General features: G+C 44.9%; 19 protein-coding genes. 13 read left to right on the top strand and 6 right to left on the bottom strand.

From position 1 onward, the window contains the following. Positions 1-29: 29 nt before the first annotated feature. The 6 genes from G8759_RS15285 to G8759_RS36415 all read right to left on the bottom strand — a co-directional run bounded on the left by G8759_RS15285 (position 30) and on the right by G8759_RS36415 (position 7,766). Complete coding sequence (locus tag G8759_RS15285) at positions 30-854, bottom strand: IclR family transcriptional regulator (protein ID WP_167209375.1); 825 nt, start codon at positions 852-854, stop codon at positions 30-32. A 63-nt stretch (positions 855-917) separates the two neighbouring features. Continuing rightward, complete coding sequence (locus G8759_RS15290; RefSeq protein WP_167209377.1) at positions 918-2,420, bottom strand: RagB/SusD family nutrient uptake outer membrane protein; 1,503 nt, start codon at positions 2,418-2,420, stop codon at positions 918-920. A 39-nt stretch (positions 2,421-2,459) separates the two neighbouring features. After that, positions 2,460-5,513 carry a SusC/RagA family TonB-linked outer membrane protein gene (locus tag G8759_RS15295; RefSeq protein ID WP_167209379.1) on the bottom strand — a complete coding sequence of 1,018 codons (3,054 nt, stop codon included), beginning with the start codon at positions 5,511-5,513 and terminating at the stop codon, positions 2,460-2,462. Between the two features lie 423 nt (positions 5,514-5,936). After that, entirely contained in the window at positions 5,937-6,290 is a 354-nt protein-coding gene (locus G8759_RS15300) for a hypothetical protein (protein WP_167209381.1), read from the bottom strand. An 82-nt stretch (positions 6,291-6,372) separates the two neighbouring features. Continuing rightward, positions 6,373-7,677: an SGNH/GDSL hydrolase family protein gene (locus G8759_RS15305; RefSeq protein ID WP_167209383.1), complete on the bottom strand. Its 1,305-nt coding sequence runs from the start codon at positions 7,675-7,677 to the stop codon at positions 6,373-6,375. A gap of 20 nt (positions 7,678-7,697) precedes the next feature. Continuing rightward, a complete protein-coding gene (locus G8759_RS36415; protein WP_167218998.1) occupies positions 7,698-7,766 on the bottom strand; it encodes a RagB/SusD family nutrient uptake outer membrane protein in 69 nt (22 codons plus the stop codon). 1,049 nt (positions 7,767-8,815) lie between these two features. Between G8759_RS36415 and G8759_RS15315 the strand changes: the two genes are divergently transcribed. From G8759_RS15315 to G8759_RS15375, 13 genes are all read left to right on the top strand, one after another. Further along, on the top strand, positions 8,816-9,682 hold the full coding sequence (locus G8759_RS15315) for a polysaccharide biosynthesis/export family protein (RefSeq protein ID WP_167209385.1): 867 nt from the start codon (positions 8,816-8,818) through the stop codon (positions 9,680-9,682). Between the two features lie 33 nt (positions 9,683-9,715). Next, a complete protein-coding gene (locus G8759_RS15320; RefSeq protein WP_167209387.1) occupies positions 9,716-12,070 on the top strand; it encodes a GumC family protein in 2,355 nt (784 codons plus the stop codon). A 52-nt stretch (positions 12,071-12,122) separates the two neighbouring features. Continuing rightward, positions 12,123-13,394 (top strand): nucleotide sugar dehydrogenase, encoded by a 1,272-nt coding sequence (locus G8759_RS15325; RefSeq protein ID WP_167209389.1) that lies wholly within the window; start codon positions 12,123-12,125, stop codon positions 13,392-13,394. A gap of 70 nt (positions 13,395-13,464) precedes the next feature. Further along, positions 13,465-14,571 carry a sugar transferase gene (locus tag G8759_RS15330; protein ID WP_167209391.1) on the top strand — a complete coding sequence of 369 codons (1,107 nt, stop codon included), beginning with the start codon at positions 13,465-13,467 and terminating at the stop codon, positions 14,569-14,571. A 23-nt stretch (positions 14,572-14,594) separates the two neighbouring features. Further along, on the top strand, positions 14,595-15,734 hold the full coding sequence (locus G8759_RS15335; protein WP_317166790.1) for a DegT/DnrJ/EryC1/StrS family aminotransferase: 1,140 nt from the start codon (positions 14,595-14,597) through the stop codon (positions 15,732-15,734). 4 nt (positions 15,735-15,738) lie between these two features. Then, entirely contained in the window at positions 15,739-16,314 is a 576-nt protein-coding gene (locus G8759_RS15340) for an acyltransferase (RefSeq protein ID WP_167209393.1), read from the top strand. A gap of 39 nt (positions 16,315-16,353) precedes the next feature. After that, positions 16,354-17,316: a Gfo/Idh/MocA family oxidoreductase gene (locus G8759_RS15345; RefSeq protein ID WP_167209395.1), complete on the top strand. Its 963-nt coding sequence runs from the start codon at positions 16,354-16,356 to the stop codon at positions 17,314-17,316. A gap of 64 nt (positions 17,317-17,380) precedes the next feature. Beyond that, positions 17,381-18,232, top strand: coding sequence for an ABC transporter permease (locus tag G8759_RS15350; RefSeq protein WP_167209397.1), 852 nt, complete (start codon positions 17,381-17,383; stop codon positions 18,230-18,232). A gap of 21 nt (positions 18,233-18,253) precedes the next feature. Further along, positions 18,254-19,489, top strand: coding sequence for an ABC transporter ATP-binding protein (locus G8759_RS15355; protein ID WP_167209398.1), 1,236 nt, complete (start codon positions 18,254-18,256; stop codon positions 19,487-19,489). A gap of 28 nt (positions 19,490-19,517) precedes the next feature. Beyond that, complete coding sequence (locus tag G8759_RS15360) at positions 19,518-20,522, top strand: class I SAM-dependent methyltransferase (RefSeq protein ID WP_167209399.1); 1,005 nt, start codon at positions 19,518-19,520, stop codon at positions 20,520-20,522. Positions 20,523-20,555: 33 nt separating this feature from the next. Continuing rightward, positions 20,556-21,509: a glycosyltransferase gene (locus G8759_RS15365; protein ID WP_167209408.1), complete on the top strand. Its 954-nt coding sequence runs from the start codon at positions 20,556-20,558 to the stop codon at positions 21,507-21,509. Between the two features lie 33 nt (positions 21,510-21,542). Further along, positions 21,543-22,475: a glycosyltransferase family 2 protein gene (locus tag G8759_RS15370; protein WP_167209410.1), complete on the top strand. Its 933-nt coding sequence runs from the start codon at positions 21,543-21,545 to the stop codon at positions 22,473-22,475. Between the two features lie 74 nt (positions 22,476-22,549). After that, positions 22,550-23,506 (top strand): FkbM family methyltransferase, encoded by a 957-nt coding sequence (locus tag G8759_RS15375; RefSeq protein ID WP_167209412.1) that lies wholly within the window; start codon positions 22,550-22,552, stop codon positions 23,504-23,506. The last annotated feature ends 6 nt before the right edge of the window (positions 23,507-23,512 follow it).

The following is a 23,512-nucleotide window of genomic DNA, read 5'->3' on the forward strand; positions in this document are numbered from 1 at the left end:
TTTAACTTTTTACCAATTGGTCAGCTCAACTAAACGGGCTGCTGGGCCGGATAGTAGCCTAACCGCTGCGAAATCCGGCGGGCATGTTCAATGACGACTTTGCCCAATGCCGGAAACTCCGAATCGGGCATCCGCTCTGCCGGCCCCGTGGTCCAGATGGCCGCAATGGGATAGCCATGCCGGTCGAAAATAGGCGCAGCAATGCAATGCAGGCTCTCCAGTTCCTCGCCATGATCGACGGCATACCCCCGATCACGTGACAGGTTCAGTACCGCCCTCAAGTCTGTAAGATTGGTGATGGTTCGCTCGTTGAAGGGTTTGAAAAGGATATTTTTGCAAACCTGATGCTGGACCGATTCGGGCAGAAAAGCGAGTATCGCTTTGGCGGGAGCCGCTACGTGCAGACAAAAACGATGGCCGGGATCGACCAGAAATTTAACCGGATACGAACCCGAAACCTGTTCCAGCACAATGCCTTCTTCCTGATTGATAACGCCCAGTAGGACAGTTTCTTTAACGGTGTCGCGCAGGGCACGCATGACGTCAAGCGACTTTTCGACCAGATTCTGATCGCTCACAGCCGCGTAACCCAGCGACAGCAACTTACCCGACAGGGTGAATTGCTTGGAGGCTTCGTCGCGGTTGAGGTAACCAAAATCAAGGAGCGTCATGGCAATGCGGAAGGTGCTGTTATTGGGAAAATTCAGCAGATTACTAATTTCGGAAAGGCCTAGCCCGCTGGGGTGCTTAGCCAGCAACTCCAGGAGCTGCAACGCCCGTTCCAGATTGGGAACGTGATACTTGCTGCCGTCTTCCTTTTCGTTCGGTGAGGATTTTTCGTTTACCTCTTTCATTATTTTCTGTTTTTAGCGTCAAAATACCCCCGAAGTTAACCATTCCGAAACACAGTTTGCGTTTCAGTAACCGGGGTTTTGCCCAAAGCCAGGCGCCTTGTTGGTGTTGATTTCCCGCTGCGGAATGGGCAGCAGAACATGGAAATCCTGAATCTTGTTGTTGGCGTCGCCCACGGCCCGGACGGCCTCCACGAGCCGGTTTTCGCGTACCAGATCGAACCGGCGGGTTCCTTCGGCGAACAACTCCCACCGACGTTCCTGCCAAACCACATTCCGAAAATCGGCCTGACTCAAACCTGCGGAAACGTCGCCAATACCGGCTCGATGGCGAATGGCGTTGATGGACGAATAAGCTTCGGCTGTCCGGCCGAGTTCGTTGAGTGCTTCGGCATACATGAGGTACACGTCACCCAGTCGGTACAGAATGAAATTAATGCCGCCATCGGCTCCGTTGTTGAGCCGGAGTTGCTCGATATCAACGTATTTATAGACGTAAGGCTGGTCGAAGGTGTATTTCTTGCCAGCGGGGTCCGTAAACTCTGTCCAGAATCCCCAGGCCCTCCGTTTGTCGTTGGGTGGAAAACTGTCGTACAATCCCGCGCGGGGCGTCATGTTGGCCTGGCCCGTCGGCACAGATAGCGGCACAAACAAGCCACCAAAAATAGCTCCCGCGCCAGTCGCGCCCTGGCCCAGTCCTGACTTGTACTGCACATCGAACAGAACTTCGTTGTTATACTCATTTGTCTTGGCGAAAATACTGCCGTAATCGGCCATCAGGGAGTAACTACCGGAAGTTCCATCCAGGATTTGCTTGCACTTGTCGGCGGCTTTTTGGTACAGCATTTTTTTATCAGCCGTAATGCCTTTGGTCCCAGGTGAAGCCATCGTCAGATACACTTTCGCCAGCATCGCTTTGGCGGCTCCCTGCGCAGCCCGACCCCGTTCGGCAGTTACGATCTCGGTCTTCTTCGGTAGGTTTTGTTCGGCAAACAGGCCATCCTCAATAATCTGGTCGTAGACTTTCTGAACGGGATCGCGGGGCACCTGTAAATTATCCAGCGTTTCGTAGGGCTGTGTAATCAGCGGCACATCGCCAAAAAACCGAACCAGATTAAAATAGCCGGTTGCCCGCAGAAACCGGGCTTCTGCCTCGATGCGCTTCCGCAGACTTTCCGTAACGCCAGCGGCCTGGGGTACGTTTTTAATCACCGAGTTGGCATAGGCAATCATCTGGTAGGTTTCCTCCCAAACGCTGGCAATTTCGCGAAGCGACGAGTCAAATGTGTAGGTGTTGATAATCACCAGTGTACCAGCCGCCCGCGCCCAGACAAAATCATCGGTCGTAAGTTCAGACAGTAGTTGGTATCGGAAGGCATACGTACCCGTGTAGTTGCTGAGCCGATAATAAACGCCGTTGATGGCGGCTGTTGCTTCAGCATTGTTGTTGTAAAAATTGTCAGGCGTCAGCGCGCTTTGGGGCACTTTCTCCAGAAAATCATGGCAGGCAGTTGTGCTCAGCAGCAACCCCAATGAGCAGACTAAGCAGAGAAGTCGATTCGGTTTCATGGAATAACGGGTTGGAGTTTAAGGAGATAGATAGCGTAGCTAGAAACCAACGTTCAGCCCCAGCGTCCATGTTTTGGGCGTTGGATAACTGCCCGCATCGATACCCGACGAAACATTGCTGTTTCGGAAGCGGTTGACTTCCGGATCGAAACCCGAATATTTTGTGAAGGTCAGCGCATTCTGACCTGTCACGTACAGCCGCAACGTGCTTATCTTTAGTCGTTTTGCCACAGTTCCGGGCAAGGTGTACCCCAGAATTATGTTCTTCAGGCGCAGATACGAGCCATCTTCGACATACTGACTGGCGTACCGGATGTTCGGGTTAGTCAGCGACGGCGTAGTCTGGCTGGGGTTAGTGTCGCTCCAGTAGTTGAGAGCATTTTTGGAGGCATTACCCTCCGCCGTAAAATAATTCAGGTTTTTGAACTGGGCATTCACAATCTTATTGCCCTGGGAACCTTGCAGAAAGACGGTCAGGTCGAAGTTTTTAAAGCGGAACTCGTTGGTAAATCCGTAAATAAAAGCCGGTTGCGAGGTGCCTATGATGGTGCGGTCACTATCGTCAATTTTCTTGTCGCCGTTTAAGTCTTTGTACCGAATGTCGCCGGGTTTGGCCGTCGACTGAGCGGAACCGGCAATGTCGTCCGTTTTCTGATAGATTCCGTCGAACACCCAGCCATAGAACGACCCCAACGGTTGCCCAACGCGCACAATAGTAAAGCTGGGAATGGCCAGCCAGCCACTGCCATCGTTCGGGAAAAACTCGGTGATTGGACCCAGGTCTGTCACTTTACTGCGGTTTAGCGAAATATTGAAGCCTGAATTCCACTGGAAAGATCCAGTCAGATTACGGGTTTGCAGCGAAAACTCAAACCCCTGATTGCCAACGCTGCCCACGTTTTGGGTCACCACACTGAATCCTGACGTTTGGGGAACGTTCAATCCCACCAATACATCCCTGGTTTTCTTCTGGTAATAATCCGCCGTGATCGCGATGCGGTTATTGAACAACCCAATATCAAGTCCCACATCCAGCTGCGCCGTCGACTCCCACTTCAAATTGGCATTGCCAATGTTCTGCGGCACAAAGCCCGTAACGAGCTGGTCATTGAATGACGTGACGCGGGGACCTAACACCGAATAGGCACTATAGTTGCCGATTTCCTGATTACCCGTTACGCCGTAACTAGCCCGTAGTTTCAGATCGCTCAACGTCGGAATACTTTTAATAAAATCTTCTTCAGATATGCGCCAGGCTAGTGCCGCCGATGGGAAAAAGGCAAAGCGGTTGTTACGCCCAAACCGGGACGAGCCATCGTAACGACCTGAGAGCGTAAGCAAATATTTGCTGTTGTAATTGTAATTAATCCGACCCAGATACGACAGAATGGACGATTCGGAAAGTGCGGAAGCCGTATTGGTTGGTAGAATTGTGTTGGCGCTGCCCAGATAGGCCAGGGCATCATTAGGAAAATCTTTTGAGGTAAACGTGTTCGAACGTGTCGTAGCTGATTGGGCCTCCTGAACGGCCAGTGCCGTCAGCGCATGTTTACCAAACGTATGCTGGTATTCAACCTGAAGCGTACTTACCAGGTTGTTTGAATAGTCGTTACCAACGCTGGCATAGCCGTTGCTGCTATTGCCAAAAATGGTACTGCGGGGAAGGTATTGACCGGAAAGGCCGGAATTGAAATCGCCACCCAGACTCAGTCGGGCTTTCAGGTAACTGCTGAACCGGTACTCAAAAAACGCATTTCCCAGCAACCGTCGGCCAAACCGGTTATTGGTAACGGATTGCGCGACGGCAACGGGATTGTCGATGGCCGGAAAATCGGGGTTCTGGACCACATAACTTCCGTCAGCATTATAGACCGGACTAACCGGACTGAAAAGCAGGGAACCATGTACAGCCGATGTGAGGAAATTACTGCGCCCATCGCCGTCCTGATCTGACTGTACAACATTCCGGCGCGAATCGGTGAAATACAGATTGGCTCCCAAACTGATTTTGTCGTTCGGATTAGCCGATACGTTGGACCGGAACGCAAACCGTTTCAGGGACGAATTGATGATAATGCCCTGCTCGTTGTAGTAATTGCCCGAGATGTAATAATTGATCGTTTTATTGCCGCCCGACAAACTCAACTGATAATTCTGGATGGGCGCTGATCGAAATATCTGGTCCTGCCAGTTGGTACCTTCGCCCATAGCCGAAATCTGCGCATCCGTGAACTGGGCAGCCCGCCCCAGCGCTTTTAACCGGGCATTCGTTAAGGTCGCATATTGCGGTGCGTTAAGCATATTCAGATTTTTAATCGCTTGCTGCTGACCATAATATGATTCCAGATTTACCCGCAGCTTTCCATCTTTTCCCCGTTTGGTTGTCACCAGAATAACGCCGTTGGCCCCACGAGAACCATAAATAGCCGTTGCTGATGCGTCCTTGAGAATTTCCAGCGACTCAATATCACTCGGATTCAGCGAGGCTCCATTTTCGTTGTAGACTGGAATGCCGTCGATGACATAGAGCGGCTCTCCGCCTGAAAACGAGTTGGTACCCCGAATTCTGACTGTGCTTCCCTCACCCGGCTGCCCCCCCTGGCGCGTTATCTGAACGCCAGCGGCCCGGCCCTGCAAACCCTGCGTCATCGACGCTACGGCGCCCTGACTGATTTCGGCACCTTTGACAGAAGAAACCGACCCCGTCAGGTCCGACTTTTTGACCGTGCCATACCCCACTACAACGACCTCATTGAGCGTCTGTTGGTCGGGGCTGAGCGAGATGTTCAGTTCGGTACGACTTCCGGCAGCTATTTCCTGTTTGGCGTATCCAACAAAACTGAATACCAGAACGGCTTTGTCATCCGCAATCGTGACATTATACCGTCCGCTGGCATCAGTTGTTGTACCAATGCTGGTTCCTTTTACTAATACGCTGACGCCTGGTAAAGGCGTGCCGAGCTCGTAATCCGTGACTTGGCCAGAAATAACTCTTGCACTGCTCAGGCTGATTCCTGGCAAAGCCCGGATGGGCTGACTAAGCCACATCGTTCCAATGTAGAGGCTGAGGGTTAGAAGTAATGATATTTTCATTTCTATATATGGAATATCAATACAAATATAGAATATATTATGGAGTATTAGTCAATTATTTTGTATTTTTCTTTTAAAAAAATCTTTTCTACCGTAAAGTGTCAATCATGTTTTGGTAGTATCTTGGTATAATCTGTCAGACATTGAGATTTTCAGTTTTGGCCAATGACAGCAATCTCAGGATCGAAACATTGACTTAATCTTCACTTAAGCCAATGGTAGATTTGTATTAGTCGACTAAACAACCTTGCATTTGTACCCAAGTACAAATGCTCCGGCGAAAGCCGGAGCAGGCCTGAGGTCGCCACAGATTAGGCGAGTGAATTAACTGTTTGACGACAGCTCAAGCGCTACAAGACTGAAAGGTATTAAGGGCATGCAGAGTTGACCTGAAATTGAGAAACCTTCAAACGTTAATGTAGACTAGCGCCAACCACTAATTAATAGTGAGCGACAATATTCCTGAAGTTTGACCGAACTCACTGGTAAATCAAACAGGAAATTCAGGTTGGCTTTTTGAATCAGGCCTTTGGTATACTGAACATCCGATAATTGAAACGTGACTGCTTTCCCAGTAGCAATGTCGCGTAAGTGCAAGTTGGTCGCCGATGCACCTGCCCCGGCAAAATTAACGGTATAGCGAAGTCGGGTTATAGGCCAGTTCATGTTCGGGATGTTTAGCTCATCCCGAAACTGGATCGGACTGCCTTTCTGTAGCCAGTTAGCCAGTTGGTTGGAATAACTAGTGCAGTTGGCGTCATTTGTGCCAGCAGCCAAACTGGGCTGAGCAGCATATAAGGCAGGTTAACACAGAGTGGACGGCAAAAAATAATAATAGAGCTACGTAGTTAAAGGCCAATCAATCCCATTGAAGGGATACTAACTTGCCAACCAAAAGAAGATTGCTGAGATACCAGCCATTTTCGGCGTATCGATCGGGGTCATCTATTTTGATGTTTCGTTTCTGAAGAATAGCGGCCTTGTCGAATGCTTTTCCCGTTACGCGTACGGTTACTTCATGAGCTGTATCGCTTAAGCCTTCCAGATAAAAACTAAACTTCCGATAATAGTGACAATACTGGTCGAAGCGTTGCACTTCCTTTTTCTCACCGTCGAGTGTCATTTCCAGGATACCCGATCCTGGCCCAACCAAATCGTAAAAGCCAAGTGTAGTGCCCTTGAATCTGACGCGTAAAACAGCATCCGGAGAGGTTGCTTTGTAGATGGCAGGCATGAATTTGGAAAACGACTTAACTAGCTGGTGGTCAGTAGGTAATTTTTGCCAATGTGACGACGGAGGCAATTCGGCAAGAGACACTAATTGAGCTGTTTCCCAATTGTTGGACGCCAGTGGATTTGGTAGCGCATGTGGTTTGTCTGCAGTCACGCTTTCCATTTCGGCAAGGTGTTTGCGGACTACGCTGGCGTAAATGGGATGTCCTGACTTAGACAGCGGGTGCGTTTTGTCTGTCGTGAAAACAATCTTGCCGGGATTTTCTTCCGGCTTTCCGGTAAAGACCAGTTTGCCTTCTTTATAGAGTCGGGCCACTTCCACGCCCATGTGAATCGAGGGAATCTGATAGTGATCGGCGATGGCTTCCATGGCTTGAGCCGATGCCTGAAACTTGCCAGCTACCAGATCAGGCAACACGTTTTCGGCCAGTGTATATACAAAACAGATATCCGTATTGGGATTTGCTTTCCAGGTTTTCCGAACGATGCCTTCCATTGACTGGTAGAGTTGCTCCGCAGTTCGTCCAAAATCATTGACGGCAAATTCCACAAACACAAGATCAGGCTTTTGAGCCAGTACATCGCGATCCATCCTAAAAACCCCCAGATTTGACCCCGTTCCACCTATAGTTGCGTTGATTTCATTAAACGATGTCTGAGGGTAGTTGATTCGTAACCAGCTGAAAGTCAGGCTACGCCAGCCGTCTCCCGCTTCGGTAATGCTGCCGCCGATATACGCCACATTAACCTCACGTCTTTCTTTAACTTTCTGAAAGAAATTCGGCAACCCGCCCCGTTGATGAAACTCTTGTGTCTCCGATGAGTTGGTTTTTTGAAAAGTGGTTGCACCTGTTGACAGTGGTTTCTGGCAGCTCCAACTGAACAACAAGGTAATCAGTACGACGGGGAAATTCAGGGCAGTTCGTTTCATTTCTAATAAGGTTACTTTGATCAGTAGCCTGGATTCTGCGTAAGGATTGGATTATATTGAATCTCGGCCAGCGGAATAGGGAACAGCATCTGGTAAGCTTGAACCTGAACGATTGCTCACCGCTGTTGATGAAAAGCCCTTTGTTTGGCACGTCTACCGTAGTCGGAATCGGGGCATATGTATTACGCTGAAATAGCTTGACACGAACCGTGTAGAGTTTTGAACGTGAGCAGTTTTATTGATTTCAGGAATAAGTACAAAGCAGGTGCCTTTCGCTGGCATGTGATCGAGCTATACAGTTTAAGGCTGTTGAGTGTGTCCTTGCCTGTTGGGAACGTCAGTTTTGACAGGTATTTAAGCTGCCAGTCGGTACTCCACCGGCATCATGAACCTAAAGGCCTGATGAGGCTGTTCGTAGTTTTATTCAACTAACCACTCAGCCCTGGTTTTGGAACGAATCTTACCGTTTGGTGTGAATCTAGATTAAACCTGTAAAATCTATAGATTACTTAGTAAGCGGCATAAGTGACACATTAACAGAAGATTGCTTGTCAATTTCAGTCTTAAAGTGCCCAAATATATGCAACCATTAAAACAATGATTTTTTATCGCATATATAAATTTAGTTATTTAGCATTCATACAACCTTTACAATCTGTTGCTATAAGGTTCGTCATACTCAACTTATTTTTTGACTGCTCCCTAATTAAATGTCTTTGGCATTATCCAAGACAGCGCTTCAAATTACTCAACATTGAATCGTGCTAGTATTGAGGTGGAATATTTTTTCACATCAATACAATTACCATTAAAGTTAAATTTCTGGTAAATAGCCGCGACGATTAAGTCGATCCATGACAAGTACAGGGAATCATTTTATTGCCTGAATACTTGGAGAAAGTGGAGTAAAATCGCCTTTTTTCGTAAGTAAGCAAAGCTCTAGATCAACTCTAGAAACCACAAAAGTTTCTAGTTTATACTAAAGATTAGAGCTTTTAGTTGATGTTACCATTTCATTAGTCAAAGGCTGTTTTTACGCCAGGTCCATCTGAGAAATGTGACTGAACGGGCGAAGCCGTAGTTTTTTCTTCATCCTGCTCCATTAACGGAATAGGCTCCCAAGCATTTCTGAACCCCTATGAGTACTCTAAGCACTGTCAGTGAATGGCTAAAAAAATTCATTGCCATATGTGTTCTGTTTTTTCTTCTCGCATCCTGTGCAACTGTTAAGCCGGTCACTCCTCCGCCCCCCCAATTAGAGTATTTTCAAAGTAAAGACTTAACGTTTCCGGCCTATGTAGAAATGGCTGTTCCAAAAATATCAACGATACAAAAAGGAGATATTTTAGGGATAATCATCAGTAGCCTGAACAAAGAGTCCAATGAGATTATGAATTTTTATAACATAAGCTCATTGCCCCTAGCCAGTTTTTCGCCTGGTGGTGAGTCAGGAGGAGCTAGTAGTCAACCTCTAGGCTATCCAGTAGATTCGTTAGGTAACGTTTCGATACCACTCATCGGAAAACAAAAACTTGACGGACTGACAATCCAGCAGGCGGAAGGAAAGGTTAAAGATGCTGTTGAAAAAACGCTTAAAGATCCGGCTGTAAATATTCGGTTTATGAATCACAAATTTACCGTGTTAGGGGAAGTGGGCCATGCTGGTATATTTAATTTATTAAACGATCAAACGACTATAATAGAAGCGATTACGGCAGCTGGTGATTTAACTATGTTCGGTAAACGGGACAGTATTCGGGTTATTCGGACGGTTGGTAACAAACGGGAAATTGGCTTGGTAAACCTTCGGAATAGGGATGTATTCATGTCTCCCTATTTCTATATAAGAAACGACGATATCATTTACGTAGAACCTACAAAAGATAAAGCATTACCTGTACCACAACCTCCTCAACAACAGCCCAGCCTTTTTATACAGCGGGCACCTATCTACTTAAGTCTGGCAACAACACTTATATCATTGGTGTATTTGCTAACCAGGTAGCCGGTCATTTCTCTACGTAAGCAAACAGAATTCATGAATTCCTCTGAACAAGCCTTCACAGAAGAACAGGAAGAAGATACAAACATCCTGGGGTATGTCTTCAAGTATTTGCGGTATTGGTATTTGATCGTGCTGGCGCTGGCCATTAGCTTCACATATGCTTACGTATATCTGAAAAGGTTCACACCGATCTATCAGGTTAGCGCAACCCTGCTGATCAAGGATGAAAAAAAAATGAATACCGAGGTGCTTGAAAAATTAGATATGAAAGGCACCAGTAAACTGGTAGAAAATGAAATAGAGGTATTGAAATCAAGAGCATTGATTGGCAAAGTAGTTGACAACCTTAATCTGATTGTTTCTTACTGGACAGAAGGAAAAGCGCGTGATTTAGAGTTATATACCAATAGCCCAATTAAACTGAACACTACCGAAATAACCGATTACGCTTATAACAATCCACTCTATATTCAGGTAGGACCCGGAAAAAAATATCAGTTATTCGATCAGGAGCAGAATAGCCTGGGTACCTTTGAATACAGCCAGTTAGTGAAATCGCAATACGGTAAGTTTAGAGTTTTTGACAAAGATAGCCTGAGTGATAGCTACCCTGTCCCAATACGAATTACGTTCCAGAATCGGGATGTTCTCATCAATACGTTAACCAGTCAATTACAAATAGCACTTCTCAATTATGAAAGCAGCCTGATCTCATTGGGTCTCGAAACCTCACTGCCTAAAAAAGGGAAGGATATATTGACGAAGCTACTGGAAGAATATGCCTTTGCGACGTTAGAAGATAAAAACAGAGAGGCCACCAACACATTGCGTTTTATTGAAGAACGATTAAAACTGGTAACGGCTGAGTTAGGCGATGTTGAGGAGAATGTTGAACAATATCGGCGAAAAAAAGGCATTACGGATTTAAGTTCAGAAGCGAATCTTTTTTTAGGTAAAGTTGAAGATAATGACGCCAAACTGAATGAGTTAGCTATTCAGATAAAAGTATTGGAGGGTGTTGAACAATACCTGAACAGTACGCAGGTGGGCATTGTGGCTCCGGCAACCATGATGGGCATTACGGACCCTATTTTAACATCTTACATCGAGCAGTTGTCTCAGTTAGAAATAGAACGGAGTAAGTTAGCCCAGACAGTTCAGCCAGGCAATCCCTATCTGGAAACAATAAACAACCAGATGCGAAATGTCAAACAGGCTATCCGCGAAAATTTGGCTAACCAGAAGCAGAGTCTGAATGTAACAAAGCGGAGCTTAACCGATCTCAACACCCGTCTCGAAGGAGCTATTTCAACCATACCCCGAAAAGAAAGAGAGTTTGTTGGTATAAAGCGGCAGGCCAACATTAAAGAAGATTTGTATTTACTGCTCCTTAAAACCAGAGAAGAGACGGCTATATCGTATGCATCCACCGTTACCGATAGCCGGATCGTAGATGCGCCATTTTCCACCGGAGAGGCCGTAAAACCTAATAAGAACAATATCTACCTGATGGCCCTTTTACTTGGCCTGGCCATTCCGATTGCTCTGATCACATTAAAAGAAACATTTACAAATACGGTTCGGTCAAAACGGGAAATTGAACGAAAAACCGGACTGCGTGTCTTTAGCGAAATCAGTCTAAAAGCTAAAGACGATAAAGGAGAAATTATCGATACAAAAAGTCATAGTTTTATGAGCGAACAAATCCGAATGCTTCGCTCAAATATGCAGTATCTATTTTTAGATGCTCAGGAAGAAATAGGAAAGACTGTTTTGATTACTTCGTCGACCAGCGGAGAGGGTAAAAGTTTTATAGCGTTAAATCTTGCCGCTTCACTGGCACTTCTGGATAAAAAGGTTGTCATTCTCGGGCTAGACTTACGAAAACCCAAAATTCAGGGCTACCTTAAAATCAGTAATAAAACAGGTATATCCTCTTACCTGATCGGACGATTAGGTATTGCGGATATCATACAGAGTACCGACATCGATAATTTGTTTGTGATACCCAGCGGCCCAACTCCTCCTAATCCATCAGAGCTGATTGCAAATGGCCGTGTCAAGCTGATGATCGAAGGTCTTCGCCACTCATTTGATTATATAATCATTGACACTCCGCCAGTGGGGTTAGTTACCGATGCAACCCTATTGGCAACTTTAGCCGATGTATGTTTCTATGTAGTACGCTATAAAAAAACCGCCAAACTCCATTTAAAGACGATAAACGATGTAGATAAAAAGAAAATCTTTAAGTCGATAAACATAATATTCAATGCTGTTAAACTCGAAAGTTCGCCAGACCATGCCTACGGATACGGGTACGGGAAAGTAGACTACTACGACGAGGAAAGAAAAAAGAACTGGATTAGTCGTTTATTAACTAAGTAAGTATCAGCCATTCCGCTTTAGCAAACTACTATCCACGACTTCCATCAACCGAATGCAAAGCTTAGATGAAACCGCAATCGCGATTGTTGGATTAGGTTACGTTGGACTGCCGTTAGCCGTAGAATTCGGTAAAAAATATACAGTAATAGGATTTGATGTTAACAAAGACCGTATTAAACAACTAAATGAAGGATACGATCATACCCTGGAGATTCGGCAGGATCAGATTGTGGCTTCGCATCACTTATCGTTTACCCACGAGGTTGAAGACTTAAAAGACTGCAATGTATATATCGTTACCGTACCTACGCCGATCGACAATTTTAAAAAGCCCGATTTAAGTTATTTACTGAAAGCCTCTGCAGTGGTCGGAAAACTGCTCAAAAAAGGCGATCTGGTCGTCTACGAATCAACGGTGTATCCGGGTTGCACAGAAGAGGATTGTGTACCGGTATTGGAAAAATGCAGCAATCTGGTGTATAATCAGGATTTTTTCTGTGGCTATTCTCCCGAACGGATCAACCCCGGCGATAAAGAACGAACGCTGACAAAAATTCTTAAAATCACATCGGGTTCAACGGTCGATACGGCTACGTTTGTTGATCAGCTATACAGCTCAATCATAGAGGCTGGAACATACAGAGCGCCATCAATAAAGGTTGCAGAAGCCGCCAAGGCTATAGAGAATGCTCAGCGTGATATAAACATTTCATTCGTTAATGAACTGGCGCTGATGTTTGATCGAATGGGAATCGATACAAACGATGTACTGGATGCCGCCAGTACCAAATGGAATTTTTTAAAATTCAAGCCTGGATTGGTGGGAGGACACTGCATTGGTGTTGATCCTTATTATTTGGTTTACAAGGCACAGAGTCTGGGCTATTATCCACAGGTAATTGCTTCAGGCCGTTTAATTAATGATGGCATGGGAATATTCGTGGCTAAAAAAGTCCTGAAGCGATTGATTTCCAATGGATTGCAGATTCAGCTAAGCCGCGTTTTGATCTTAGGCATCACGTTTAAAGAAAATTGCCCTGACACCCGAAATACGAAAGTTGTTGACATCTATTATGAGCTTACCGATTTCGGTATCCATGTGGATGTTTATGATCCCTGGGCTTTAGCGCCGGATGTAAAAGAGGAATATGGAATTGAGTTGATTCCGGATATCGATTTAAAACAATACGACGGAATCATATTGGCCGTAGCTCACAAACAGTTCCTGACACTGGATATTAATGGCTTAAAAAAAGACGATAAATCGATACTTTTTGATGTAAAATCAATTTTCGACAGACGCGTTGTTGATATCCGACTTTGACCAGAATCCTTAGCTACAGGTCGTTACATTACCGCTGCCTTATCCACACATAGATCAACTGATCCATATTATGCATTTTGGTGGAATCTCTCTACAGAGCGAGTATCCGACAAGTTCGGATACTCCCCAACACTCGCTTAGAGAACCAGCGCTTATTTCGCCCGATCAGTTATCGGTACATAAAAAAATACCAGCCCTATTACAAAAAATTGCGCAACAAACTACCTGGCACTGCATCCAGATAGAGGATATTCGGCAGAACAAAACCCAGCAAAAGATAGGAAGCATATACCTTGAGGACCTACTTCAGAAAACACATGACCCTAATCTGATTTTTGAAAAAGTCAGGCAACTACTAATCGGAGATGGTCATTTCGCTTTTCGAATCATAACTGCAGAGAATATTAAATTCAGTATTCAGCAAAAATATCCTTCTCACTTATTCCTTTTATACTACACGTTTCATTTCCTGTTCAGGCGGGTGCTGCCCAAACTAAACGGTTTTAGAAAAATAGGCAGGCTACTCAAAATACCGGTTGATATTTCGAAAGCAGAAATAATTGGCAGGCTTATTTATAAAGGATTTGATATTGTTGACATCCAGGAAGCAGATCAAGAAACACTAATTGTTGCCAGAATTAATTGGTTAGATAACCCAAGCCAGTCGAAGCCGTTGCCAAATGAAGGGGTTTTATTTCGAATGGAACGGGTAGGTCTGCATGGCAAGCCCATAACCGTATATAAGTTCCGCTCCATGCACCCTTATGCAGAGTATGTGCAGGAATACCTCTATAAAACAAATGGGATTGATACTGGAGGTAAGTTCAGAAATGACTTTAGAGTGAGTACAGGAGGGCGGTTGATCCGAAAATATTGGATCGACGAACTGCCAATGGTGTTTAACCTCCTGAAAGGGTCTATTAAATTGGTAGGCGTAAGGCCGATTAGTGAGCATTATTTCAGCTTATACCCCGCTCATGCACAGGTTATCAGGCGAAATCACAAGCCGGGTCTACTGCCTCCTTTCTACGCTGATCTACCGGCAACATTCGATGAAATTATAGCTTCTGAATTGGCTTACCTGAAGGCATATGAACAGAAACCGTTGGTAACCGACTTGCGCTATCTGCTACGTATCCTTAAGAATATTGTTATTTATAAAGCCAGAAGTAAATAACTGCTCCTTCAAAACAATCAATTGTGCTGAATACAGTGGATAACATACAAATGGTTGATTTGAAAAATCAGTATTTGAAAATCAAACCAGTTATCGATGCGGCTATTCAGGAATGTATCGATACGAGTAGTTTCATTAAAGGGCCTCAGTTGGGCAGATTCGAAAAACGATTTGCTAACTACCTCAACGTTAAGCATGTTATTGCCTGCGCCAACGGCACCGATGCGTTGCAGATAGCCATGATGGCTTTGGATCTTCAACCCGATGATGAAGTTATTGTTCCAGCCTTTACGTATGTAGCCACTGCCGAAGTGATTGCCTTACTGCGCCTGAAGCCGGTGATGGTTGATGTTGACCCGCAAACATTCACCATTAGCCCGGCAGCCATTGAGGAAGCTATAACCGAGAAAACAAAATTAGTTGTTCCTGTTCACCTGTTCGGTCAGTGTGCCGATATGGAACGCATTGAAACGATTTGTACAGCCCGCAATCTGTTTATAGTAGAAGATGCCGCACAGGCTGTTGGCGCTTCCTACACGTTCAGCAATGGGCATAAGTACTCGGCTGGCGCGATGGGTACGCTGGGTACAACCTCATTTTTTCCTTCCAAAAATTTGGGCTGCTTTGGCGATGGCGGAGCAATCTACACTGCAAATGATGGGTTGGCAGAGAAAGTAAAAATGATTGCGAATCATGGCCAAATCCGTAAATACGAGCACGAAATCATCGGTGTAAATTCCCGGTTAGATTCTATTCAGGCGGCCGTATTAAATGAAAAACTTAACTACCTGACGGAATATACCCAGGCCCGTCAGCAGGTTGCATTGGCCTATGATAAGGCTTTCGAGAACATTGAAGCCATCGAAGTACCCTATCGAATGCCCGGATCAGACCATGTTTTTCACCAGTATACGCTTAAAGTCCCTGCTTCTGAGCGTGACAATCTGCGGATATACCTAAGTCAGAAAAAAATACCCAGCATGGTGTATTATCCCAAGCCACTACATAGCCAGAAAGCGTACCAAACTATTGGGCGGGTCGTGGGAGATTTGTCGGTAACCGACGAGTTGTGTAATCGGGTCATTTCATTGCCAATTCATACAGAACTGTCTGACGAACAGGTAAGCTATATTTCTGAAGCCATTGTCGATTTTTTTTCCTGAGCCCGTGAATTCCGTTTTCATACATCCCACTGCCGTTGTTGATGATGGTTGCATCATTGGCGAGGGCACTAAAATCTGGCACTTTTCGCATGTGATGCCCGACTCCGTAATTGGGCCTAACTGCAACATTGGTCAGAATGTAGTGGTCTCACCTCAGGTTGTATTGGGCCGAAATGTGAAAGTTCAGAACAATGTCTCGATCTACACCGGAGTAACCTGCGATGACGACGTATTTCTTGGGCCATCGATGGTATTTACCAATGTTATTAACCCCCGAAGTGCTATTAACCGACGAGGGCAGTACCAGAAAACCCACGTTGGAAAAGGCGCGAGCATTGGCGCTAATGCGACCATTGTTTGTGGAAATACGATTGGTGAATTTTCCTTTATCGGCGCTGGCGCTGTCGTTACCAAAGATGTTCCTCCCTATGCTTTAGTGATTGGTAATCCGGCCCGGCAGGCTGGCTGGGTCAGTGAATATGGCCACCGTTTAGCGTTCGACAGTGGGGGAAAAGCCACTTGTCCGGAAAGCGGGATGGTTTATGAGCTAAGGCAAGGAAAGGTTTTCCGAATAAGTTAACCCCTCTTTAACTATCTAACACCTTTACTACTCATACTTATGAACAGGTTCGCTCTGATTGGCGCGGCAGGCTTTATAGCACCCCGCCACATGAAAGCTATCAAAGAAACTGGTAGCCAATTAGTAACAGCCTTCGACAAATTTGACTCGGTTGGCGTGATGGACAGTTATTTCCCGGAAGCTGATTTTTTTACAGAGTTTGAGCGATTCGATCGGCACATCGATAAATTACGCCGGTCGGGTCATCCGGTCGACTACGTTAGCATTTGTAGCCCAAACTACCTGCACGACGCCCATATTCGTTTCGGTCTGAGGAGTGGTGCCAACGTAATTTGTGAAAAACCACTTGTACTTAACCCATGGAACATCGACGGATTGGCAGAAATAGAAGCCGAAACCGGTAACCGGGTCAGTAATATTCTTCAACTTCGGCTTCACCCAAGCATTATTGCGCTAAAAAAGCGTATCGAAAACGGTCCAGCCCATAAAATGTACGACCTCGATCTTGCCTACATTACCTCTCGCGGAAAGTGGTATGGCATAAGCTGGAAAGGCGATATCACAAAGTCCGGAGGCATTGCAACCAATATTGGCGTACACTTTTTTGACATGCTCACCTGGATATTTGGCCCTGTAAAACAAAACCGTGTACATGTGCGGGAAGTAAATCAAGCCGCCGGTTATCTGGAGCTGGAACGAGCCCGTGTACGCTGGTTTTTGAGCACTGACTCCGTTACGCTGCCTGAATCGGTAAAACTTGCCAACCGGCAAACCTACCGCTCCCTACAAATTGAAGGTGAGGAAATAGAGTTCAGTGATGGATTTACTGATTTGCATACGAAGAGTTATGAGCAAATTATGGCGGGGAATGGATATGGCTTGTCTGAGGCTTATCCGTCCATCGAAATTGTTAATCACATTCGAAATACTGCCTTAACTCGGGTTAGCGAAGATTATCACCCGTTAATCCGGTTCCAGCGACAGTTAGTGGGGCATGAATAATGCCAGGCCAACGTAAAATCATTGCTTTTACGCATTTCTGCCCATTCCTTCCAGTCTGATAAACGTGGATACCAGTAAGGAGATTTACGCTCACTCCATTACACCCCAGGATAGTCTGTTTGACCTGCGATTAGCCGAAATATGGCGATATCGCGACTTGCTGATGCTGTTTGTTCGCCGTGATTTTGTGGCGAAATACAAACAGACCATCCTTGGGCCAGTATGGTTTTTTATTCAGCCGATTTTCCAGACGGCAGTATTGGCCATCGTCTTTGGCGGGATGGCCGGACTGTCCACCGATGGCGTTCCACCCCTGCTTTTTTACCTGGCTGGCGTTACGGCCTGGAATTATTTCTCGAACTGCCTGCGAGCCACCTCAAATACCTTTACCGCCAATGCAGGCCTATTTGGCAAAGTGTATTTTCCACGAGCCGTAACTCCATTGTCGGCTGTCATTAGTAATCTTATTCAGTTTGGAATCGGTCTGTTTCTCTTTTTGCTGCTTTACGTCTTTTTTGTCTTCACAGGTAGTACGTTACGCGCCAATAGCGCGCTGCTCCTGTTACCGCTGCTCATTCTGATCATGGGATTTATGGGACTTGGCTTAGGGATGCTTGTTTCGGCAATGACCACTCGTTACCGTGATTTGCAATACCTGGTCGAGTTTGGTGTGCAATTATTGATGTATGCAACACCCGTTATTATTCCGTTGTCTGCTGTGCCGGCTAAATATCAACCCATTATGCTGGCCAACCCCATGACGGGCGTCATCGAAACCTTCAAATACGGCTTTTTCGGGACCGGTACGTTTTCATGGATGCTACTTGGTTACTCTACAGGATTCACCCTGATAGCGTTTTTAGTTGGATTGGCAGTTTTCAACAAAACAGAGAAAAACTTTATGGATACGGTTTAACCATGTCCTTAAATTGAACGAATGAAGCCAATTATTAAAGTCGAGAACCTATCCAAACAATACCGCTTAGGCACTATTGGTACCGGTACGATTCGTGAGGATGTTCAGCGATGGTGGCATCGCGTCCGGGGAAAAGAAGATCCTTATTTGAAAATTGGCGAAACAAACGATCGTAGTACCAAAGGCAGCAGTGACTACGTATGGGCGCTCAAGGATATCAACTTTGAGGTAATGCCCGGTGAAGTTTTGGGGATCATTGGAAAAAACGGAGCGGGTAAATCAACCTTGTTAAAAATTCTTTCCAAGGTAACCGGGCCGACTTCCGGGCGCATTGACTTCAACGGGCGAATAGGTAGTTTATTAGAGGTCGGTACTGGCTTTCACCCTGATTTGACTGGTCGCGAGAACATTTTTCTGAATGGCGCCATCTTGGGCATGACCAGGCGGGAAATCCGGTCCAAACTTGACGAAATCATTGATTTTTCTGGTTGCGAACGCTATATCGACACGCCGGTAAAACGCTACTCCAGCGGAATGACCGTTCGGTTAGGTTTTGCCGTTGCCGCCCACCTTGATCCCGAAATTCTGGTAGTAGATGAAGTATTAGCTGTTGGAGATGCTGAATTTCAGAAAAAAGCCATTGGCAAAATGCAGGATGTGAGCCGGAATGAGGGCAGAACGGTGCTATTTGTGAGCCACAATATGGGAGCAGTAGCGCAGTTATGCCATAGCGGAATCATTCTGCATCAGGGTATGGTTCAGTACCAGAGTCGGATTGCTGCAATCATCAAGTATTACCTCCAGAACGATATTAAAGAGGGAAGCTATGTGTGTGATGGTTATAATAAAATCGATAAAGATGCCTACTTCAAACGTATCATGATTTTGGATGATGAGCGTACCGAGCGAAGTGACTTTTTTTATGACGAGGCCGTTTATATCTCGTTCGACATTCAAATTAACCGGCTGGATTCTGAATACAATGTATTCTGTATGATTTTAGACAGCAACCTGAAACGGGTTTTTGCCGCCGAAACTAGAGGGATTTCAAATAACGTTACTCTGAAAATCAGTCCAAAATTTCTTGTTCGTGGTGACTACTCTCTTCATGCCTTTATTCATATACCGAGGGTAAAACAGGAAGATGTGGTCGAAAATATTTGCCGATTTAAGGTACTGGACCGGGATTCTGAATTTTTTATTCATGGTGATTACGACTACGGGTCTGTCTTTGGGAATTACGAATGGGTGTCCTGAACATTTCTCCGCTCCCTGACCTGTACACATGAGGGTGACTACGTTTGTAGAAAAACTGAAAGGACTGAAACCGAAGCGGGCCTTAGCCAATATCCTGTATTTGCTACGCTATGACCTCAAACAGTCATTTGCCGATACGCAGACTCAACTTATTCAGGAGCAGGACTATAAGCTCTCTCTGCTAAAGCAGGAAATTCTTTATTATAAGATAAAAGACTATTTCGCAAACCATCCATCCGATTCGTTTACCGAAGAACTCCAATACTTGACTAAGCTCGGACATGTATGTGTATTCCCCTACGTACAGACTAAAACCCTTGCCGACGTAGCTTACGGGTATGATGCCGCTAAGCAGCTACCCTATGTCATTCATGACAACTCGAAAAAATTATATTTTCCAAGAGGCTGGGAACCTGAACAGGCAAAGCAGACCTACCTCAATTACATACAGGTCGAAAACCTGCTGGGCGGTGATTACACGGCTAAATCTCCACACAAGTACCAATCGGATACCGTTTTTGTGAAGGAAGGCGATGTAGTCATCGACGTTGGAGCCGCCGAAGCACTGTTTGCACTGGATGTGGTCGATAAAGCCGAAAAAGTTATCATTATCGAATCGGAACCAGTATGGATCGAACCGCTTCGGGCTACATTCGAGCCATACATGAACAAGGTAGTACTTATTCATAAACGAGTTTCAGACAGGGACTCAGTGCAGGAGGTTACCCTAATGAGTTGTCTGAAAAGAATAAATCCGAACCGCCTTTTTATAAAAATGGATATAGAAGGCTACGAGACAACCTTAATAGAAAATAACCACGATCTGTTTTGTGCCGACATTGATATCAATGTGGTTTGCTGCACGTATCATAAGGCTGATGATGCAGTTACACTAAAGGCCTATTTTGACGATTTGGGCTATGATACCGAGTTTTCGGATGGGTGTATGTTATTCTACTGGGACGAATTGATGGTTCCGCCTTTCTTCCGAAAAGGGGTATTACGAGCATCCAAACAAAGGCATTATATTTAGTTAAGCTCATTGCTCCGCCGTTGATTTCCCGTTATGACCGAAGCAGCTCCCTCTGTCAGCGTTTGTATAATTACCTACAACCATGAACAGTTTATTGGGCAGGCAATCGACAGTGTGTTGATGCAGGAATGCACTTTTCCCATTGACATTGTCATTGGTGAAGACTGCAGTGCTGATAGCACGGGGGGCATTTGTCGGGAGTACGCCCTCAAACACGCGCACATAAAGCTGTTAAATAATCAGACCAATCTGGGCATGGTCAATAATTTCTTGCGAACGTCAATGTCGTGTTCTGGGAAATACATTGCTATGCTTGAGGGTGATGATTATTGGACTGACCCTCATAAACTGCAAAAGCAAGTTGATTTTTTAGAAGCAAATTCTGATTTCATTTTATGTTATCATGACAAAACGCACCAAAAAGACGGGGCTATCGTGCGGGAATCGACTTATGATTTTAAAGAAAATAAATATTTTGTGCAGGAAGAAGTTTTTGCTGCTCACATTCTGACAGTAACCGTTGTTTTCAGAAACATACTGAGTGAACATCCTTTTCCCGCAGCGTTTCGCAAACTGCCCCTATATGATTTTGGTGCGTGGGCTTATCTGTCCCTGTTCGGCAAATGCGCTTACTTAAATTTCAACGGTGCTACGTACAGAATCCATGCCGATTCGGTTTTTTCCAGTAAAGAACCATTGGCTAATTATAGCAAAATGCTGCGGTTGTTCCGGCTTTTGAAAACGCACTTTCCGCAGAATTATCAGCCTAATTTTAAGTACTACGCGCTATTGATTTATTTCATGATTACTGAGGAACTCAGGTTAAAGCCATTCTCCGCGAAGTACTTGTACTATTTATCTGTTCTTTTCATCAAATCGCGTCAATTTAATATCGACGAGTTTACTGGCTTCTATAGTTCGCTTTACAAAACAATAATTAAGAAAAAAATCAAAAGCGTCTTAGGTAGGTATTTAGAGGTTGTTTGACCTTGTTGACTTGCGTTCATTCCCCACTGGTTTATGAAGACACCTATTCTTTTCATTATTTTCAATAAAAGAGAGGAAACTAAGCGGGTCTTTAGCCTTATTCGCGATCAACGGCCTACGCAACTTTTCATAGCGGCCGACGGACCGCGGCTTGAGAGAGATGGGGAAGACGAAAAGTGCCGCTACGTACGAGAGTGGGTTTTAGAGAATATAGATTGGGAATGCAATGTAAAAACCCTGTTCAGAGATAATAATATTGGCTGTGGGCGTGGTCCTTCAGAAGCTATATCCTGGTTTTTTGAGCATGTTGAAGAAGGGATAATATTAGAGGATGACTGCTTGCCAAATGCAACGTTTTTCCGATTTAGCGAGGACCTCCTCAAACGATTCCGGAACAATCCCAGGATTTCGATGATCTCAGGGAATAATTTTCAACCCGTTCAGCCTATGCCTTTAGCCGCAGATTATTACTTTTCTGTATTCCCAAGTTCAAATGGATGGGCTACCTGGAAGCGCTCCTGGCAGGGATTCGACTATCACCTCAGCAGTTGGCCTCATGTGGATAAGCGTAAGCTGGCGAAGTTTCTTTTCAATGATAAGTCTTATAGCCACTGGTGGATAACCTTTTTCGATCGGTTTTACCAGCTCAAGCCGAACGATTCCTGGGATTACCAATTCCACTATCAATGCATGGTTAGAAATCAATTGGCTATAATTCCAAAAGCTAATTTGGTGAAAAATATAGGTTATGGTCCCGACGCAACCCATTCCCAGAACCCAGATAGCTATTTCGCTAATGTTCCGACACATGAGTTTGAATTTCCAATCACGCATCCCGACCAGATTGTTCGGCATTATGAAGCTGATTTATTTATTCAAAAGATGCTGTTTGGTAGTGTCGAAATACCAGGCACATACAAGAAAATCAAACGGCTGATTAAACGGGCAATTCGATATAGTAATTAATGGCGAAGTACTCGATCACATCAGGGCTTAACAAATACCTCCTCAGGATTAAATCTGTTAGCCTTTTCAATCTGTTGAAGAATCTCGCTTATCTTAGCAAATACGATTATAAATCTGAATTAAGGGTTACACAGGCAGAGCTATCGGCCGTGAATTATCGATTGGGAGCCACTCAACTAGAATTACTTTATTTTAAAATTCTAGATTATTATAACAACCATCCTAATGACGATTACCGCCACGAGCTATTCTTTTTGAAAGAAATTGGCACAATAGCCCTTTTCCCTTACCGAAAAATAAAAGCCCTTGCGCCTTTAGTTTGTGGAGTTGATTCAGCTAAGGGCCTTCCTTATGTTATTCATTGTGACTGTAAAAAACTGTACTTTCCGGCAGATTGGTCAATAGATCAGGTTAGGGATACTTACATTAGTCTTGTTGAAGAGCAAGGCATTTTAGGAGGTGGCTACTATGAGAAAGCCCCTCATCAGTATCAAACAAAGGCATTTCATGTTAAACAGGGTGATACCATACTTGATATTGGTGCTGCGGAAGGAATATTTGCGTTAGATAATATTGATAAAGCACGCAAAGTTTATCTCTTTGAATCAGATGAAATGTGGACTAATGCATTGAGGGCCACATTCGAGCCATATCAGGACAGAGTTGTATTAATTAACAAGTTCGTTTCGGACGTAGATTCTGGTAATCAAACAACACTTGCTTCCTGTGTAACCGACAAAAGCCAGGATGAAATTTTCATCAAAATTGATATTGAAGGTGATGAGCTAAAGGTTCTCCGTGGAAATAAAGATTTTTTTCTGACAGGTCCAGCTATACGAATAGCTTGCTGCACATATCATAAAAACAAGGATGCCGAGGATTTAAAAAATATTCTGAATGACTACGGATATGAAACTGAATTTTCGGACGGCTACATGATCTTTGTTCATGATAAACATATTCAACCGCCGTATTTCAGACGGGGTATTATTCGGGGACAGCGAAGTAAACTCGTAGCAAACAACGATTGATAAGAA

The organism is Spirosoma aureum (assembly GCF_011604685.1).
In the GTDB taxonomy this organism is placed as follows: domain Bacteria; phylum Bacteroidota; class Bacteroidia; order Cytophagales; family Spirosomataceae; genus Spirosoma; species Spirosoma aureum.

Bases quoted from the DNA above. Each gene is read 5' to 3' on its own strand.
- G8759_RS15325 (WP_167209389.1), top strand. From the start codon at position 12,123: ATGCAAAGCTTAGATGAAACCGCAATCGCGATTGTTGGATTAGGTTAC.
- G8759_RS15330 (WP_167209391.1), top strand. From the start codon at position 13,465: ATGCATTTTGGTGGAATCTCTCTACAGAGCGAGTATCCGACAAGTTCG.
- G8759_RS15365 (WP_167209408.1), top strand. From the start codon at position 20,556: ATGACCGAAGCAGCTCCCTCTGTCAGCGTTTGTATAATTACCTACAAC.
- G8759_RS15355 (WP_167209398.1), top strand. From the start codon at position 18,254: ATGAAGCCAATTATTAAAGTCGAGAACCTATCCAAACAATACCGCTTA.
- G8759_RS15305 (WP_167209383.1), bottom strand. From the start codon at position 7,677: ATGAAACGAACTGCCCTGAATTTCCCCGTCGTACTGATTACCTTGTTG.
- G8759_RS15320 (WP_167209387.1), top strand. From the start codon at position 9,716: ATGAATTCCTCTGAACAAGCCTTCACAGAAGAACAGGAAGAAGATACA.
- G8759_RS15345 (WP_167209395.1), top strand. From the start codon at position 16,354: ATGAACAGGTTCGCTCTGATTGGCGCGGCAGGCTTTATAGCACCCCGC.
- G8759_RS15360 (WP_167209399.1), top strand. From the start codon at position 19,518: ATGAGGGTGACTACGTTTGTAGAAAAACTGAAAGGACTGAAACCGAAG.
- G8759_RS15285 (WP_167209375.1), bottom strand. From the start codon at position 854: ATGAAAGAGGTAAACGAAAAATCCTCACCGAACGAAAAGGAAGACGGC.
- G8759_RS15290 (WP_167209377.1), bottom strand. From the start codon at position 2,420: ATGAAACCGAATCGACTTCTCTGCTTAGTCTGCTCATTGGGGTTGCTG.
- G8759_RS15315 (WP_167209385.1), top strand. From the start codon at position 8,816: ATGAGTACTCTAAGCACTGTCAGTGAATGGCTAAAAAAATTCATTGCC.
- G8759_RS15295 (WP_167209379.1), bottom strand. From the start codon at position 5,513: ATGAAAATATCATTACTTCTAACCCTCAGCCTCTACATTGGAACGATG.
- G8759_RS15370 (WP_167209410.1), top strand. From the start codon at position 21,543: ATGAAGACACCTATTCTTTTCATTATTTTCAATAAAAGAGAGGAAACT.